Origin of the sequence: Rhizobium sp. 768_B6_N1_8, from assembly GCF_051811225.1 — a bacterium.
Classification (GTDB): domain Bacteria; phylum Pseudomonadota; class Alphaproteobacteria; order Rhizobiales; family Rhizobiaceae; genus Rhizobium.
The window spans coordinates 3,780,451-3,796,914 of sequence record NZ_JBPWPV010000001.1 but is presented as its reverse complement, the minus strand read 5'-3'; the positions used below and the strand labels follow the sequence as shown (position 1 = coordinate 3,796,914).

Annotated in this window: 9 protein-coding genes; all 9 read right to left on the bottom strand. The window is 60.9% G+C overall.

Translation table 11 applies throughout. The features are described from left to right. Window positions 1-3 precede the first annotated feature (3 nt). The 9 genes from glgC to AB8B33_RS19435 all read right to left on the bottom strand — a co-directional run bounded on the left by glgC (window position 4) and on the right by AB8B33_RS19435 (window position 16,357). On the bottom strand, window positions 4-1,266 hold the full coding sequence (glgC, locus tag AB8B33_RS19475) for a glucose-1-phosphate adenylyltransferase (protein ID WP_113320954.1): 1,263 nt from the start codon (window positions 1,264-1,266) through the stop codon (window positions 4-6). Window positions 1,267-1,285: 19 nt separating this feature from the next. Next, window positions 1,286-3,493 (bottom strand): 1,4-alpha-glucan branching protein GlgB, encoded by a 2,208-nt coding sequence (gene glgB / locus AB8B33_RS19470; RefSeq protein ID WP_439016575.1) that lies wholly within the window; start codon window positions 3,491-3,493, stop codon window positions 1,286-1,288. Continuing rightward, complete coding sequence (locus AB8B33_RS19465) at window positions 3,493-5,952, bottom strand: glycogen/starch/alpha-glucan phosphorylase (protein WP_439016574.1); 2,460 nt, start codon at window positions 5,950-5,952, stop codon at window positions 3,493-3,495. Before AB8B33_RS19465 ends, glgB begins: the two co-directional genes overlap by 1 nt. A gap of 275 nt (window positions 5,953-6,227) precedes the next feature. Next, window positions 6,228-7,436 (bottom strand): VWA domain-containing protein, encoded by a 1,209-nt coding sequence (locus AB8B33_RS19460; protein ID WP_439016573.1) that lies wholly within the window; start codon window positions 7,434-7,436, stop codon window positions 6,228-6,230. Between the two features lie 114 nt (window positions 7,437-7,550). Continuing rightward, window positions 7,551-8,438, bottom strand: a complete 888-nt coding sequence (locus tag AB8B33_RS19455; protein ID WP_439016572.1) for a transglutaminase family protein — start codon at window positions 8,436-8,438, stop codon at window positions 7,551-7,553. Then, window positions 8,435-10,852 (bottom strand): circularly permuted type 2 ATP-grasp protein, encoded by a 2,418-nt coding sequence (locus tag AB8B33_RS19450; protein ID WP_439016571.1) that lies wholly within the window; start codon window positions 10,850-10,852, stop codon window positions 8,435-8,437. Before AB8B33_RS19450 ends, AB8B33_RS19455 begins: the two co-directional genes overlap by 4 nt. A gap of 14 nt (window positions 10,853-10,866) precedes the next feature. Further along, window positions 10,867-14,193 (bottom strand): DUF2126 domain-containing protein, encoded by a 3,327-nt coding sequence (locus tag AB8B33_RS19445; RefSeq protein WP_439016570.1) that lies wholly within the window; start codon window positions 14,191-14,193, stop codon window positions 10,867-10,869. Between the two features lie 107 nt (window positions 14,194-14,300). After that, a complete protein-coding gene (locus AB8B33_RS19440) occupies window positions 14,301-15,683 on the bottom strand; it encodes a sensor histidine kinase (protein WP_113320948.1) in 1,383 nt (460 codons plus the stop codon). Then, window positions 15,680-16,357: a response regulator transcription factor gene (locus AB8B33_RS19435; protein WP_113320947.1), complete on the bottom strand. Its 678-nt coding sequence runs from the start codon at window positions 16,355-16,357 to the stop codon at window positions 15,680-15,682. The genes AB8B33_RS19440 and AB8B33_RS19435 overlap by 4 nt, the downstream gene beginning before the upstream one ends. Window positions 16,358-16,464 lie beyond the last annotated feature (107 nt).

Below are 16,464 nucleotides of genomic sequence, written 5' to 3'. Positions count from 1 at the left end.
AAGTCAGATATCCAGCTTGTCGATCATCGGTTGCGTGATCAGGCAAATGCCGCTTTCGGTCCGTCTGAAGCGCCGCGCGTCGAGCTCCGGATCCTCGCCGACGACAAGACCTTCCGGGATCACGACACCATGGTCGATCACAACATCTTTGAGCTGCGCGCGCCGGCCGATCTTCACGTTGGGCAGGATGACCGCTCCATCCAGCTTGGAGAAGGAATTGGCCCGCACGCCGGTGAAGAGAAGGCTCCGGTTGAGGCTTGCGCCTGAGATGATGCAGTCGCCGGCAACGACCGACGAGGTCGCCGAACCGCGGCGGTCTTCGTCGTCATGGACGAATTTCGCCGGTGGGGTGATCTCGGCATAGGTCCAGATCGGCCAGGACTTGTCATAGATATCGAGGGCCGGAACGATCGCTGTCAGATCGATATTGGCCTGCCAGTAGGCGTCGATCGTACCGACGTCGCGCCAATAGGGCTCATGCTCGAAATCAGAGCGCACGCAGGACTTGGCGAAGCGGTGGGCGACTGCCTTACCGTGCTCGACGATGTAGGGAATGATATCCTTGCCGAAGTCGCGGCTGGAGGTCGGATCGGCGGCATCACGGCGCAATGCCTCGATGAGGAACTTGGTGCGGAAGACATAGATGCCCATCGAAGCTAGCGCGAAATCCGGCTTGTCGGGAATGCCTGGCGGATCGGCCGGCTTTTCGATGAAGGCGAAGATTTCGTCCTTCTCGTTGACATGCATGACGCCGAAACCGACCGCATCCATGCGCGGGACTTCAAGGCAGCCGATGGTCACGTCCGCGCCGGTATCGACATGCTGCTGCAGCATGTATTCATAGTCCATCTTGTAGATATGGTCGCCAGCCAGGATGACCATGTACTCGACGCCGTAATCCTCGATGATATCGATATTCTGATAGACGGCATCGGCGGTGCCTTCGTACCACTGCGTTTCGGAAACGCGCTGGGAGGCAGGCAGGATGTCGAAGCTCTCGTTGCGCTCCGGCCGGAAGAAGTTCCAGCCACGCTGCATGTGGCGGATCAGTGAATGTGCCTTGTACTGGGTGGCGACGCCGATGCGGCGGATGCCGGAATTCAAGGCATTGGACAATGCGAAATCGATGATGCGCGCCTTGCCGCCGAAATAGACGGCTGGTTTGGCGCGTCGGTCGGTCAGTTCCTTGAGGCGGCTTCCCCTACCGCCGGCGAGAACATAGGCCATTGCATCGCGGGCAAGTGGCTGAATGCGCTTTTCTACCATTTTCTCCTCCCACCAGTCACTAATTCTCAGGTTCAAGCATGATCGTCGCCAACGGCGGCAGGGTTATCGAGCAGCTTATCTCGCCGCCGGCATCGACGGCCTGCACGCGCCCGCCATTGCCTTTTCCGCTGCCGCCATAGATGTCGGCATCGGTATTGAGGATTTCCCGCCAGCGCCCCGGCGAAGGCAGCCGGATCGAATAGTTCTCGCGATAGACAGGCGTGAAGTTGGTGATGACGGCAACCGGCTTCTGGCCGGGCGCCTTGCGCAGCCAGGCGAAGACCGAGTTCTCGTAGTCATCTGCGATCAGCCACTCGAAGCCGTCGCCTTCGCAGTCGCGTGCATGGAGTGCTGCCTTGCTGCGGTAGGTGAAATTGAGGTCGCGCACCAGGCGGCGCATGCCTTCGTGCATACGATATTGGAGCAGATTCCAGTCGAGCGACTTGTTTTCGCTCCATTCGGCCCATTGGGCAAATTCCTGCCCCATGAAGAGCAGCTTCTTGCCGGGATAACCCCACATGAAGGCGTAGTAGGCGCGCAGATTGGCGAATTTCTGCCAGTCGTCGCCCGGCATCTTGGCGATCAGCGAGCCCTTGCCGTGCACGACTTCGTCGTGGGACAGTGGCAAGACAAAATTTTCCGAATAGGCGTAGAGCAGCCCGAAGGTCAACTCATTGTGGTGATGCTTGCGGTGCACCGGTTCGCGGCTCATGTAGCTCAGTGTGTCGTGCATGAAGCCCATATTCCACTTGAAACCGAAGCCGAGGCCGCCTTCGTGAACTGGTTGCGAGACTTTCGGCCAGGACGTCGATTCCTCGGCGATGGTCATGACGCCGGGATGCTCACCATAGATGCGGGTATTGAGGCTTTGCAGAAAGCGGACGGCTTCGAGGTTTTCATTGCCGCCATACTCGTTCGGGATCCATTCGCCGTGCTTGCGCGAATAGTCGAGATAGAGCATCGAAGCGACTGCATCGACGCGCAGACCGTCGAGATGGAATTTCTCCGCCCAGTAGAGCGCGTTGTTGACGAGGTAAGATACGACTTCGGTGCGGCCAAAATTGTAGATCGCCGTATTCCAGTCCGGGTGGAAACCCTTGCGCGGGTCTTCGTGCTCGTAAAGCGCGGTACCGTCGAACCAGCCGAGACCATGTTCGTCGGTTGGGAAATGTGCCGGTACCCAGTCGAGAATGACACCGATGCCGACCTTGTGACAGCCGTTGACGAAGCGGGCGAACCCCTCCGGCTCACCGAAACGGGCGGTCGGGGCATAAAGACCGGTCGTCTGATAGCCCCAGGAGGGGTCGTAAGGGTGTTCGGTAATCGGCAGGAATTCGATATGGGTGAAACCCATGTCGACGCAATAGGGGATGAGGCTCGAAGCAAGCTCATCCCATGACAGCATGGAGCCGTCCTGGCGGCGCTGCCAGGAGCCGGCATGAACTTCGTAAATGCTGATCGGCTGACGGCGTTTGTCAGTCTCGCGCCAGTGCTTCAGATGCGGCTCGTCCTGCCAGTCCTGTATAAGCTCGGCTGCGGTCACGGAGGCCGTCTTTGGGCGCAGTTCGCTGCGGCGGGCAAAGGGATCAGCCTTCAACGGCAGCAGAACGCCGTCATGACCGCGTATTTCGAATTTATAGGGAACGCCGAGCGGCACGTCGGGAGCGAAGATCTCCCAGATCCCGCTGTCGGAACGGAAGCGCATCACATGACGCCGTCCGTCCCAGTTATTGAAATCGCCGACAACGGAAACGCGCTGGGCATTCGGCGCCCAGACGGCAAAATGGATGCCGGTCGCGCCTTCATGCTTGATGCGGTGGGCGCCCATCTTGTCGAAGAGCCGCAGATGCGAACCCTGCCGGGCGTAATAATCGTCCATCGGGCCGAGTACGGGGCCGAAGCTGTATGGATCCGTTACTGCCCATTCGGCGTCGGCGCGCCGGGCGCGATAGCGCACCGGCTGGAATTTTGTGATGGAGACCTGGCCGCCGAAAATACCGTCAGGATGGAGTTGGTGGAGATCGCCGATCGGCGTTCCATCCAGCGCCATTGCCGTGACAGCTTCGGCGCCCGGAAGGAAACACCTGGTGATGAAGGCCTCGCCGGCCTGATGCACGCCCAGGACGGCAAAGGGATTGTCATGCGAGCCACTGAGGATTGCCGCTATTTCGTCAGCCGAAATTTCCCAGGGAAGCTTCACTTCAGGGGCGGCTTTCGGCGGCTTCATCAAGCTCTCCAGATCTCGTCTGCATATTGCCGGATTGTGCGGTCGGAAGAGAACCAGCCCATCCGCGCCGTGTTGTTGATTGTCTTCTCATACCAGGAGGACTGGTTGGTCCAGATCTGGTCGACCTCGCGCTGGGCGGCGGCATAGGCATCGAAATCGCCAGCGACCATGAACCAGTCATGGGAATATATGCCGTCGATGAGGCCGGTGTAGCGGTTGCGGTCGTCAGGAGAGAAGACGCCCGAGCTGATGGCGGCAAGCGCCTGTGCCAGCTCACGCGAACCTTCGATGATCGCACGAGGATTATGGCCCTCGCTACGGATCTTGGCGACTTCGTCTGCCTGCAAGCCGAAGATGACGATGTTGTCTTCGCCGACATTGTCGCGCATTTCGACATTGGCGCCGTCGAGCGTGCCGATCGTGAGGGCGCCGTTCAGGCCGAATTTCATGTTGCCGGTGCCTGATGCTTCCATGCCGGCCGTGGAAATCTGCTCGGAGAGGTCTGCCGCCGGTACCATGACTTCCGCGAGCGTGACATTATAGTTCGGCACGAAGACGACCTTCAGCAGGCCGCGGACCGACGGGTCATTGTTGATGGTGCGGGCGACATCATTGATGAGCTTGATGATGAGCTTGGCGTTATAATAGCTCGGCGCCGCTTTGCCGGCGAAGAGTTTTACGCGCGGCACCCAATCCAGCTCCGGATGCGAGCGGATCTGATCGTAGAGCGCGACGGCTTCGACGATGTTGAGGAGCTGGCGCTTGTATTCGTGGATGCGCTTGATCTGGATGTCGAACATGGCCGACGGATCGAGCTTCACGCCCATGCGGCTGGCGACGAGATTGGAAAGAGCCACTTTGTTGGCGCGCTTCACGGCCGCGAACTTCTGCTGGAAACTCGGGTCCGTTGCAAACTTGTCGAGTGCACGCAGCTTCTCGGCGTCATCGAGGAATTCGTCGCCGATCGCTTCGCGCACCAGGCCGGTCAGACCGGGGTTGCACTGCTGCAGCCAGCGACGGGGGGTGATGCCGTTGGTCTTGTTGTTGATGCGATCAGGGTAGAGCTTGTGCAGGTCCGCAAAGACCGTAACCTTCATGAGGTCGGTGTGCAGCGCGGAGACGCCGTTGATCGAATGCGAGCCGACGAAGGCGAGGTTGCCCATACGCACGCGGCGGTCACCGCTTTCATCGATCAGCGAGATCGAACGGATTTCGGTGTCGGAGAAATTCCGCGTCTTGCGCGCTTCGATCAGGATCTTGGCGTTGATCGCGTAGATGATCTGCATATGGCGCGGCAGCAGACGCTCGAAGAGCGGAACCGGCCAGCTTTCCAGCGCTTCGGGAAGGAGCGTGTGGTTGGTGTAGGAGAAGGTGCGGCGGGTGATATCCCAGGCCGTATCGAAATCCAGGCCGTGTACGTCGCAGAGAAGACGCGTCAATTCGGCGACGGAAACTGCCGGGTGGGTATCGTTGAGCTGGATCGCCACCTTGTCCGGCAACGAGGTGAAGTCGTCATACTGCTGCAGGTGACGGCGCAGGATGTCCTGCAGCGAGGCAGAGGAGAAGAAATATTCCTGGCGCAGGCGCAGTTCCTGGCCGGCAGGCGTTGCGTCGGCCGGATAGAGAACGCGGGTCAGGCTTTCAGCTCTGTTACTCTCACGCAGCGCGCCGATATGGTCGCCGGCGTTGAAGGCGTCGAGCAGGATCGGGTCGATCGGCTGTGCCGACCAGAGGCGAAGCGTGTTGACGCGCTTGCCGCGCCAGCCAACGACAGGCGTATCGAAAGCGGCGGCAATGACGCGCTCGGCCGGCTTCCAGACGTATCGTGGCTGCTCGTCATGGCTGTTGATGACCTCGATCGAGCCGCCGAAGCCGATTTCATAGGCGCTTTCGCGGCGCTCGAATTCCCAGGGATTGCCGTGCGCAAGCCAGTTTTCTGGCAGCTCGACCTGCCAGCCATCCGCCATCTGCTGACGGAAAAGGCCGTGGACGTAGCGGATGCCGTAGCCATAAGCCGGAACATCGACAGTTGCCATCGACTCCATAAAACAGGCGGCAAGACGGCCGAGACCGCCGTTGCCGAGCGCGGCATCCGGTTCGAGGCCGGCAATGACGTTGATATCGACGCCGAGCGAAGCGAGCGCATCCCGAACCTCTTCCATCAGGTTGAGATTGGACACGGCATCGCGCATCAGGCGGCCGATCAGGAATTCGAGAGACATGTAGTAGACGCGCTTAGCGCCTGTTTCATAGACCTTGCGGGTGGACTCCATCCACTTGTCGATGATGCGGTCACGCACCACGAGAATGGTTGCCGTCAGCCAGTCATGCGGCTTGGCGACCTTGGCATCCTTGCCAATGCGGTAGGTCAGACGCTCGATGATTTCCTCAGCGAGGATTTCTGGCCGGGAACTGCGCGGAGCTGGTGAGGGGATGATCGGCTTCGAAACAGTATTCATGTCAGGTCTCGCCAATTTTGATTTGGTTACAGTATCTTACGCCTGATTCAATCGATTTGTCGCTTATACCGACAGGGCAGTTTATGCACCGTTATCACGCACTTGCAACAAGGGAATTGGGCAAACGAAAAATTTGCGGAACCTTCATATTCGACAGGCCCAAGGGACTTGATTTCAATCGGTTTTCCCGATCTGATGGGCCGAATAAAGTCTAAACGAAAAGCCGCCCCGGTTTGTTCCGGAGCGGCTTTTTGCTGTGGTGAAGTATAGGCTTTTTAGTTGGTCAGGCGCGTTACTTGGTTTGCTGCCTTGGCGCCGATCGACTTGAAAGCATTCAGAAGCGCCGTCATATTCTCCGCCGCGAAATAGTGCGCGGAGGTCGTGGCGCAGTAGTTCAGCAAAGCTTTTCCGCCGGCCGGCGCCATGAGGGCGACTGTATAGACCTGGATCTTCTGGTCGCGGGCTTTGTCGCAATATTTCTTCGTGTCGGTGTCTGCCGAGGCTACGTTGTTGTCTCCATCGGTCATGAAAACAATGTATTTGGTCGGCGTCTGTCCGGTCTTATCCTGATGCGCCTTGTCCTCCTTCGGGTCCACCAAGCTATCATAGGCCTTCTTGAAGGCCGCGCTGGAATCGGTGCGACCCGAGGCGGTCAGCGCGTTGACGTAGCTGACAACCTTGGCGGTGCCCCAATCGAGCGGCTGTGCGGTCTGCATCTTGTCATTATAGGAAACAGAGCCCGTGCGAACGTAGGTGCTATCGGGGTCGGCAGTATTGAGCTGACCGGCCAAACTGGCAACAGCAAGCTTCAGCGCCTCGATCTTGGTGTAGTAGTTCGTGACTGTATTTGTGCAGGTCTTGCTGACCCATTTGCGGGTATTGCTGTCGTAATAGCTGCAATCCTCAGTCTCGTCCCTCGTCGGCTCCGAAGCGTTGACCGTCGTGGTGTATTCAGCCATGGAGCCGGAACGGTCGAGGACGAGATACATGGAGACCGAGCCCTGGGTTTCCGAATGGCCGCTGACTGTCGTGCCTGATGCGGCGATGTTCTGCGTTTTGAAGCCGATCACGCGCATCATCGGGTTTACGTTGATCGTGTAGCTCGGCGCTACGGTAACTTGGTACGAGACAGACTTGCCGGAGGTCGTCGTGGAGACGTTCACCGCGGTGCTGTTCTTGATATCGGTCGTCGAAGGATCCGTGTCCTGAAGATAGTTCGCCATCTGGCCGGCGACGAAATCGCGGGCAAAGGCCTGGGCATCGGCGGGCTGAATAGTCTTGTTTGCAAGCGCAGTCGCGGTTGCGAGCGCGGCCGCGTCGGCCGCTTCCTGCAGTTGTCGCTGCGAAACCAGCATGTCTGTTACCTGAATGGAGACACCCGCGGCGCCGATAAGCACAGGCAGCAAGATGGCCGTCATGATACCGAAATTGCCGCCACGGTCGCGCCGCAGCCGATCAAGAAGCGAATGCAGGGTGTTCATCATGTCCACCGGTTCGAAGGAGCCCTATTTGGCTCTTGATGGACCAGATGACTTTAATGGGTACTAAAGCCAGTATCTAAAATTGCAGCCAACTGGCTGTTTTTTCCAATTTCGGGATTATTTGAGCGGAATTACGTCCACTGCCTGCACGGAACGTTGGCTGCCATAACTCTTGAGCACACCGATAACGGGAGCGACATCGGCATAGTCGCGGCCGTATGCGACGACGATATGGTCGGTTCCAGCAGGGATATTGTTGGTGGGATCGAGCTCGATCCAGCCGGCCGTTTCGCCGCACCAGACGCGGACCCAGGCATGCATGGCGTCAGCCCCTTCCAGCCGCTCCTTGCCCGGCGGCGGGATTGTGCGCAGGAAGCCGGAGACATAGCCGGCGGGAATGCCGAGGCTGCGCAGCGCGAGGATCATGACATGAGTGAAATCCTGGCAGACGCCACGCTTCAGTTTGAAGGACTCCAGCGGCGTCGTGTCGACGGTCGTCGCTTCCGGATCGTAGGTGAAATCCTTGTTGATGCGAGCGCACAGCGCATAGGAGATCTGCATGACGGTCAGCGACGGCTGTACACAGGTCTTTGCGTATTCACTGATCGCCTTGGTTTCGGTCAGGCGCGGACTGTCGCCAAGGAAATGGTGGGGCGATTCCGAATCGAGCGACCAGATTCCGGCGACTTCCTCCGGCAGGTTAGCCAGCAGCGGCGAGAAGTCCGCCGACATGACCTGGCTTTCGACCTGCACGCGGGCCTGCATGCGGATATCGAGCGTTTCATGCGGCGAGCGCAGCAGGAAGGACGTTGCCGGATGCTGGAAGAAATCGACGAAATGCGACTGTTCGTCCGGCTGCGGCGAAATGCTGATCGAGCCAGCGACAAGCCGCTGGCGGTTCGTCAGCGAGAGTGGCATGAGGCGCATGATATGGCGCGCGCCTGACGCGGGCGTGTCGTAGGCATAGCCCATATGCAGGGTGAGATCGTAAAGCACCGCCGTCATCCGAGATAGGTCTGCGCCAGGAGGTCGGAGAGGTGTTCCAGTTCGCGCTCCAGCCGATGATAGACATCGTCGCTCATCGTCTCCGGCGTCATCACGGCTAGGCCCGAATGCAGGCGCATCGCCTCGCGGTAGAAGGGCGACATCTGGCCGTTCATGAAGGCATTCGGAAGCTGCTCCACCTCGCGATGGATCTCGTTCATCTGGAAGAGGATCGAGCGCGGATTAAGAGGATCGAGCGCCAGGAGATCGGTGACCGTCAGCCGCGCCGTGTTGACGTTGTAGCGGCGGCGGTGGGTCATGACGCTGTCGCCGATTTCGAGCAGCATGTCGAGCGCGCCATCGGGCGCTTCCGGGCCGGACATGTGGCCGAGCAGCCGCGTCATATGCAGGCCGCGCTCAATGTATCGGCCAAGCGAGAGGAAGCGCCATCCGGTGAAGCGGTACATGTTTTCATGCACGAGACCGGCGAAGCCCGCGAGCTTGCGCAGCAGGATGGTCATGGCGTGGCTGGCATCGTCACCGGCGGTGATAGTCGAGTGGAAGCGGCGGGCGGTCTTGGCGAGATCGTTCAGTGCCAGCCAGCCATCCGGCGAGAAGCGGTCGCGGATATTGCTCGCCGAATAGACGGCGCTGTCGATATTGCGCAGCAGCGATTCCGGCACAGGCTCGGCGGTGTCGATATCGACGGCGGCAAGATATTCGGTGACGTCGGCAAGCAGCGGCTGGTTCGGGTCGGCCGCCTCGGCATAACGTGCATGCCAGGCGCGCAGGATGCGCAGCGCCCCTTCGGCGCGTTCGATATAGCGGCCCAGCCAGAAGAGGTTATCGGCCGCGCGGCTCGGCAGGCTGCCCGGCATGTTGCGGGTGAAGCTGCCCTCGGCGGGCAGAAGAGTGTGGCGCTCGACCGGCTTGTCGCTGACGATCCAGACATCGGCCGCCGCGCCACCGGATTGCATGGCGATGGCGGCGACATCGTCTCCCGAGCCGATGCGGGCAAAGCCGCCGGGCATGATCTGCCAGCCGTTGGCGGTACGGGCGGCGAAGACGCGCAGCGACATCGGCCGCGGCGTCAGCTTGCCGTTGACCCAGGCGGGTGTGGTCGAGAGGGTGACGACTTCCTGACCGACGAGCTTTGCGCCGTCGCTTGTCAGCCAGTCTGTAATCGAGTTCTTCGCTGTGGCGCGCAGCGACGAGCCGAGGACGGATTCGCCGCTGTCATCGAAGAAGGGCGCGCGGGAATAGGCCGGGCCGATCACCATCTTCTCGATATTGGCAGCCACGTGGTCACGCTCGTCCTTCTGGCCGCACCACCATGTGGCGATGGACGGCAGGCGCAGATCTTCGCCCAGCAGCTGGCGACAGACGGCGGGCATGAAGGCGAGCAGGGCGCGCGTTTCCAAAACGCCGGTGCCGAGCGCGTTGACGATGGTGATGGTTTCGGCGCGCAGCGACTCCACAAGGCCGGGGGTGCCGATATGCGAGTTCTGGTTCAGCTCCAGCGGATCGGCATAGGCGGAATCGAGACGCCGCCACAGAACGCCGATCGGCTTCAGGCCGGCGACGGTGCGCACCATGACGCGGCCGTTGACGACAGTCAGATCCTCGCCTTCCAGCAGCATGAAGCCGAGGTAGCGGGCAATGTAGGCGTGTTCGTAGTAGGTTTCGTTTGCGGGGCCGGGCGTCAGAACTGCGATGCGGTCGTCACCCGAATGTTTCATCGTCTGCAGTGCATCGCGGAAGGCGCCGAAGAAGGAAGCGAGGCGGTGGACCGGCGTTTCGGCGTAGATATCGGAAAAGGCGCGGGTGGTCGCAACCCGGTTTTCCAGCGCAAAGCCTGCGCCCGAGGGGGCCTGCGTGCGGTCGGCAAGTACCCACCAATTGCCGTCAGGGCCACGGCCGATCTCGAAGGCGCAGAAATGCAGATAGTGCCCGGTTGCCGGTTTTACGCCAACCAGAGGCCGTTGGAATTCCGGATTGGCAGCGATGAGGGCGGGCGGAACGATGCCCTCCTCGACGAGCTCGTTGTCGCCGTAGATATCGGCAACCATCGCTTCGAGGAGATTGGCGCGCTGCACGAGGCCTGCCGAAAGAGCCTGCCATTCACGCTCGTCGATCAGCACTGGAATGTGGGAGAGCGGCCAGGCACGCTCGCCGCTGCCCTTGGCGCCGTAAGCCCGGTAAAAGACGCCGGCGTCGCGCAAATAGCGGTCGGCGCGGGCGAACCGCTCGGCCAGATCCTTTTCCGGCATGATGTTCAGATGGGCGAGGAAGCGCTGCCAGACCGGACGGATGGTGCCGTTATTATCCACCATCTCGTCGGCGATACCGGGCAAGGGCTCATAATCGAAGACCGCGTCCGCGCCGGCGCGTTCTTCGATTTCGTCCCTCAGTTCTAGTGCAGGCTTCTTGCCCATCAGACCCAGTTTCTTCAAATTCCAGCGGGCCGCCTCAGATCCAGCGTGAGCGGGAATTCAGGCGAAACCGTTTCGGCGCGCGGGATATAACCACCCGCCGTATGCCCCCACGGTTCGAAACGGGCAAGCCGCCGCGCTTCCGCTTCGTTGCCGTTGACCGGGAAGGTTTCATAATTCCGACCACCCGGATGGGCAACGTGATAGATGCAGCCGCCGATCGAACGTTTCGACCATGTATCATAAATATCAAAAGTCAAAGGCGTATTCACCGGCAATACAGGGTGCAGGCCAGAAGCCGGCTGCCAGGCCTTGAAACGCACGCCAGCGACCGACACGCCCGATGTGCCCGTCGGCATCAGCGGTACGATTCGGCCGTTGCAGGTGACGATGTAGCGCGAGACGTTGTTCGTTTCGAGCCGAACCTGAAGGCGCTCGACGGAGCTGTCGACGTAACGGACAGTGCCGCCCGGCGCGCCTTCCTCGCCCATGACGTGCCAGGGCTCCAGCGCCTGGCGCAGTTCCAGCTTCGAACCCTCGTATTCGACCTCGCCGCAGAAGGGGAAGCGGAATTCGAGCTGCGCCTTGAACCATTCGGGGCTGAGGTCGAAGCCGTTTTCGCGCAGGTCGGCGAGCACATCGAGGAAATCCGTCCAGACGAAATGCGGCAGCATGAAACGGTCGTGCAGTGTCGTACCCCAGCGGACGAAATTGCCATCGGCGGGGTTCTTCCAAAAGCGGGCGATCAGCGCGCGCACCAGCAATTGCTGGGCAAGCGACATACGCGCGTTCGGCGGCATCTCAAAGCCGCGGAACTCGATGAGGCCGAGCCGTCCAGTCGGGCCATCCGGCGAGAACAGCTTGTCGATGCAGATCTCGGCACGGTGCGTGTTACCGGTGACATCGGTCAAAAGATTTCGGAACAGCCGGTCGACGAGCCAGGGCAACGGCAGTTGACCGCGACCCGGCGCTCCGATCTGCGCCATCGCGATTTCCAGCTCATAGAGGCTGTCGTGGCGGGCCTCGTCGATGCGCGGCGCTTGGCTGGTCGGCCCGATGAACATGCCGGAAAAGAGGTAGGAGAGCGAGGGATGGCGTTGCCAGTGGAGAATGATGCTTTTCAGCAGGTCCGGGCGGCGCAGGAACGGGCTGTTGTTTGGATTGGCGGCGCCGACGACGACGTGGTTGCCGCCGCCGGTGCCGGTGTGGCGACCATCGACCATGAACTTGTCGGCGCCGAGCCGGGTGGCCCGCGCTTCCTCGTAGATCGCCGTGGTGATGTCGACGCAATCCTGCCAGTTGGAAGCTGGATGGATGTTGACTTCGATGACGCCTGGATCGGGAGCGACGCGGATGACGTTGATGCGCTCGTCCTGCGGCGGCGGATAGCCTTCGATGTGAACCGGAAGCTTGAGTTCGGCAGCGGCGTTTTCGGCAGCGGCGATCAGCTCGAGATAATCCTCGACGCGCTCGACCGGCGGCATGAAGACGCAGAGCCTGCCTTCGCGCGGTTCGACCGACAAGGCAGTGCGCACGGCACCGCCTATGTCGCCAAGGGTCTGTTCGACACGGACGGCGTGGCTTTCGTCCGTCTGGAATGATGCTTCCGGCATGGCGCGGCCGGCGGGTACGAAGACGTCAGGCAACGGCGGGCGCGGTATCGACGGATCTGCGGCGTGGATATAAGGGTAGCGCGCCGGCGGGACATAGGGCAGCGTGCCGAGTGGCAGGCGATAGCCGATCGGGCTATCACCCGGTACGAGAAAGATCTTTCCGCGGCGCGTGCGCCATATTTCGCTGACCCAGGTGCGGCTTGCGGCAGCCTTAGCATTCCATACCTGAACGGGAAGGATATAACCCGTCGGCACGGTGAGGCCTCGGGCGAAGACGCGGGCAATGCGGTTGCGCTCCTCGGGGTCCTTCAGCTTCGAATTCGACGGATCGACATTTTCGGGAAGGCTGCCTTCCTTGATGATCCAGTCTGCAGGATCCTCATAGGCCGGCTGCACCATATCCGGCTTGATTGCCAGTTCCCTGGCGATCGCCGTCAGAAGCTTTTCGGCATCCTCGGCCTTGACGCCGGTATCCTTGCCTTCAGCGGCGATCAGGTCGAGGTTCTGCCAGATCGGTTTGCCGTCACGGCGCCAGTAGAGAGAGAAGGTCCAGCGCGGCAGGCTTTCGCCGGGATACCATTTACCCTGGCCGTAATGCAGGAAGCCGCCGGGCGCGAAGCGCTCCTGCAGCCTGCGGATCAGGCTGTCGGCCTTTTCGCGTTTGGTCGGTCCGACGGCGGCGGTGTTCCATTCCTCGGACTGAAAATCGTCGATCGAGACGAAAGTCGGCTCGCCGCCCATCGTCAGGCGTACATCCTCGGCTTCGAGGACGCGGTCGACCTTCTCGCCGAGCTGGTTGAGCTCGTCCCAGCTCTCATCAGAGAAGGGTTTGGTGATGCGCGGGTGCTCGGCGACGCGGGAGACCTTCATGTCGAAGGCGAATTCGGTTTCGGCCTCGCCGAAATAACCGCCGGAGATCGGGGCGGCATTGCTGAAATGCGGCGTGGCGGCGAGCGGAATATGGCTTTCGCCGGTCAGCAGGCCGGAGGTCGGATCGAGACCGACCCAACCGGCGCCGGGCAGATAGACCTCCGCCCAGGCATGCAGATCAGTGAAATCGACCTCGGTACCTGAAGGACCGTCGAGGGCCTTCAGGTCTGGCGCCAACTGGATGAGATAGCCGGAGACGAAGCGGGCGGCGAGCCCGAGATGGCGCAGAATCTGCACGAGCAGCCAGCTGGTGTCGCGGCAGGAGCCCTTGGCAGTTTCCAGCGTCTCCTCCGGCGTCTGGACGCCGGCTTCCATGCGGATGACATAACCGATCTGCCGCTGCAGACGGGCATTGAGACCGACGATCATGTCCACCGTCGGCTGATCGGGCGACCAGTCGAGCGTCGGCAGGAGTGCCTTTAGGCGCGGGCCAGCCGGCTCCGGCATCATGTAGATCGAGAGATCTTCACGGAGCGATTCCGGGTAGTTGAAGGGCCACTTCGTCGCTTCCTCCTCGACGAAGAAATCGAAGGGATTGTAGACCGTCATGTCGGCAACGAGATCGACCTCGATCTTGAATTCGGTCACCGGTTCGGGAAAGACGAAGCGCGCGAGGTAGTTGCCGTAAGGATCCTGCTGCAGGTTCACGAAGTGGTTCGACGGCGTGACCTTCAGAGAATGGCTCAAAACCCGCGTCTTCGAATGCGAGGCCGGTTTCAGACGGATGATCTGTGGGCCGAGGCGGACCGGTTTGTCATACTGATAATGGGTCAGATGATAGATGCTGGCTTTGATCGACATATTGCTCTTTTATCTGCTTGCCGTTGATCGGCTTAGCTGTTCCCAAAGCCAGTGTGTGCAATGCAGCGAAAGAATGCAAGGCGGAAAGGTTAACGCGGTGACGGCATTCAGGCGGCTCTGTTGAACGTCACTGACGCCTTCAGACCCCTACCGCCGCGGCCCGGTATCAATACAAGTCTCGCATTGAAAAGATTAGCGATTTCCTCGACGATCGGCAGGCCGAGGCCGGCACCGGGTGCGCCGGACTCATTGCCGCGGGAGAAACGCTTTCTGACGGCTTCCAGCTTTTCGGGCGGAATCCCCGGGCCGTTATCCTCGACTTCCAGTCTGACCGTTTCCGCATCCTCCATGATACGGACAGTCACTTCCGCGCCCTTGCCGGCATAGGCGATGGCATTGCCGGCGAGATTGCGCAGCATCTCGCCGATCAGCAGCGGCTCGGCGCGGATCATCGCAGGCCCTTCGCCCTCGAAGCCGAGATCGATGCCGGCTTCGGCAGCGCGGGGGATCTGCTCGCCGGTGATCTCCTGAGCAATGGCCGTGAGATCGATGGCCGAGACCGTCAGTGCTTCCTTGGCGGTCGCGGCATCGATCTTGGCCATCAGCAGAAGCTGGGCAAGGATACGCTCGGCATGGGCAACAGCCTGATCGCCTTTGAGTGCGGCATGTTGCGCCTCGTCGAGAGAACCGGCGCGGGCTGAAAGAGCAAGCTGTGTGCGGATGATCGTGAGCGGCGTGCGGAGCTGGTGGCTGGCATTGCCGGTGAAATTGCGCAGCGCATCGAGCGCCGATTGCAAGCGCACCATGAAGGAGTTGACCGTATCGACAAGTGGCTGCACCTCACTCGGAACGGATTGCTCGATCGGATGCAAGTCGCCCGGGTTGCGCTCGCCGATAGCGTCGCCGAGCTTGTAGAGCGGCCGTAGCGCCACCGTAACGGAAATCCAGACGATAACGGCGGCACCGGCTATCATGACGGCGAGGCGCAGCGCCGAGCGGACGAGGATTGCCTGCGCCAGATGACGGCGGGCAATGGTGGTTTCGGCGACGGTGACGACGAAGGGCACAGAGCGGATGCCGGTCGAGGCGGAGCGTCCCAATGTCGCCACACGGATCGGCTCGCCGCGGAAGATGTCGTCGGCAAAGGCGGCCGTATCGCCCTGCGTTTCCTTCAGCACCGGCAGCGCTTGGTAGCCGGTGATGAAATTTCCGGGTGGGCCGTCGACACGGTAGAAGACGCGGTCCTGTGCCGCCGATGTCAGCATTTCCAGCGCGACATAGGGAATATCGACCTCGAGCGTGCCGTCTTCGGCGACGACGACACGTTCGGCGATGGCCAGCGCCGAGCCGGCCAACACGCGGTCAGAAACGATGTTCGAGGTCTGGACGGCTTCGCGCCAGGTATCGGCGAGCGCCAGCGTGCCGATAACGGCAGTCGAAACAAGTAGCCAGAAAAGCAGTCGGCGCCGGAGCGAATAGGCCGCCGTCATGAGGGCTCGGGCAGCTTGTCGAGATAATAACCGATGCCGCGGGCGGTCCTAACCGTCAGTCCGTGCGGTGAAAGCCTCTTTCTCAGGCGGCTGACATATTGCTCGATGGCATTGGCGGAGATGTCGTCATCGAAGGCAGTCAGCGACTGCATGATCGCCTCCTTGGCGACGACCTTGCCGGCGCGCATGAAAAGAATTTCGAGCAGGCCGAGCTCGCGGGAGGGGATGTCGAGCGGCGTGGCACCGGCCGAAAAGGCGCGAGAATTCAGGTCGAGTGAGATCGATCCGAAGCTGACTGTCGAGGAATGCAGCCCGGCCTGGCGGCGCAGAAGCACGCGCACACGCGCTTCGAATTCAGCAATGTCGAAGGGCTTGATGAGGTAGTCGTCAGCACCGAGATCCAGGCCTTTCACACGCTCTTCCGGCGAGCCGCGGGCCGTCAGGACGAGCACGGCAGCCCGGCTGCCGCGGGCGCGCATGGCGCGCAGCACATCAAGGCCGTCCATTTCGGGAAGGTTCAGATCGAGAATGACGAGATCGAAATTTTCCGCTGCGATGACGGCATTGGCCGAAGCCCCGTCATGGACGACATCCACTGCATGGCCCGTGCCGCGCAAGATCGCCGACAGGCCGTCGGCCAACGCGATATTGTCTTCGGTAAGCAGGATGCGCAACGGATGTTTCCCTCGATTTTTCGGGGAGTTTATCAGGGATGACAGCCCGATGTCACAGCGATTCTGGGAATTGGTGAATGGAGGATAGCAGGATTTTATTCGCCTTC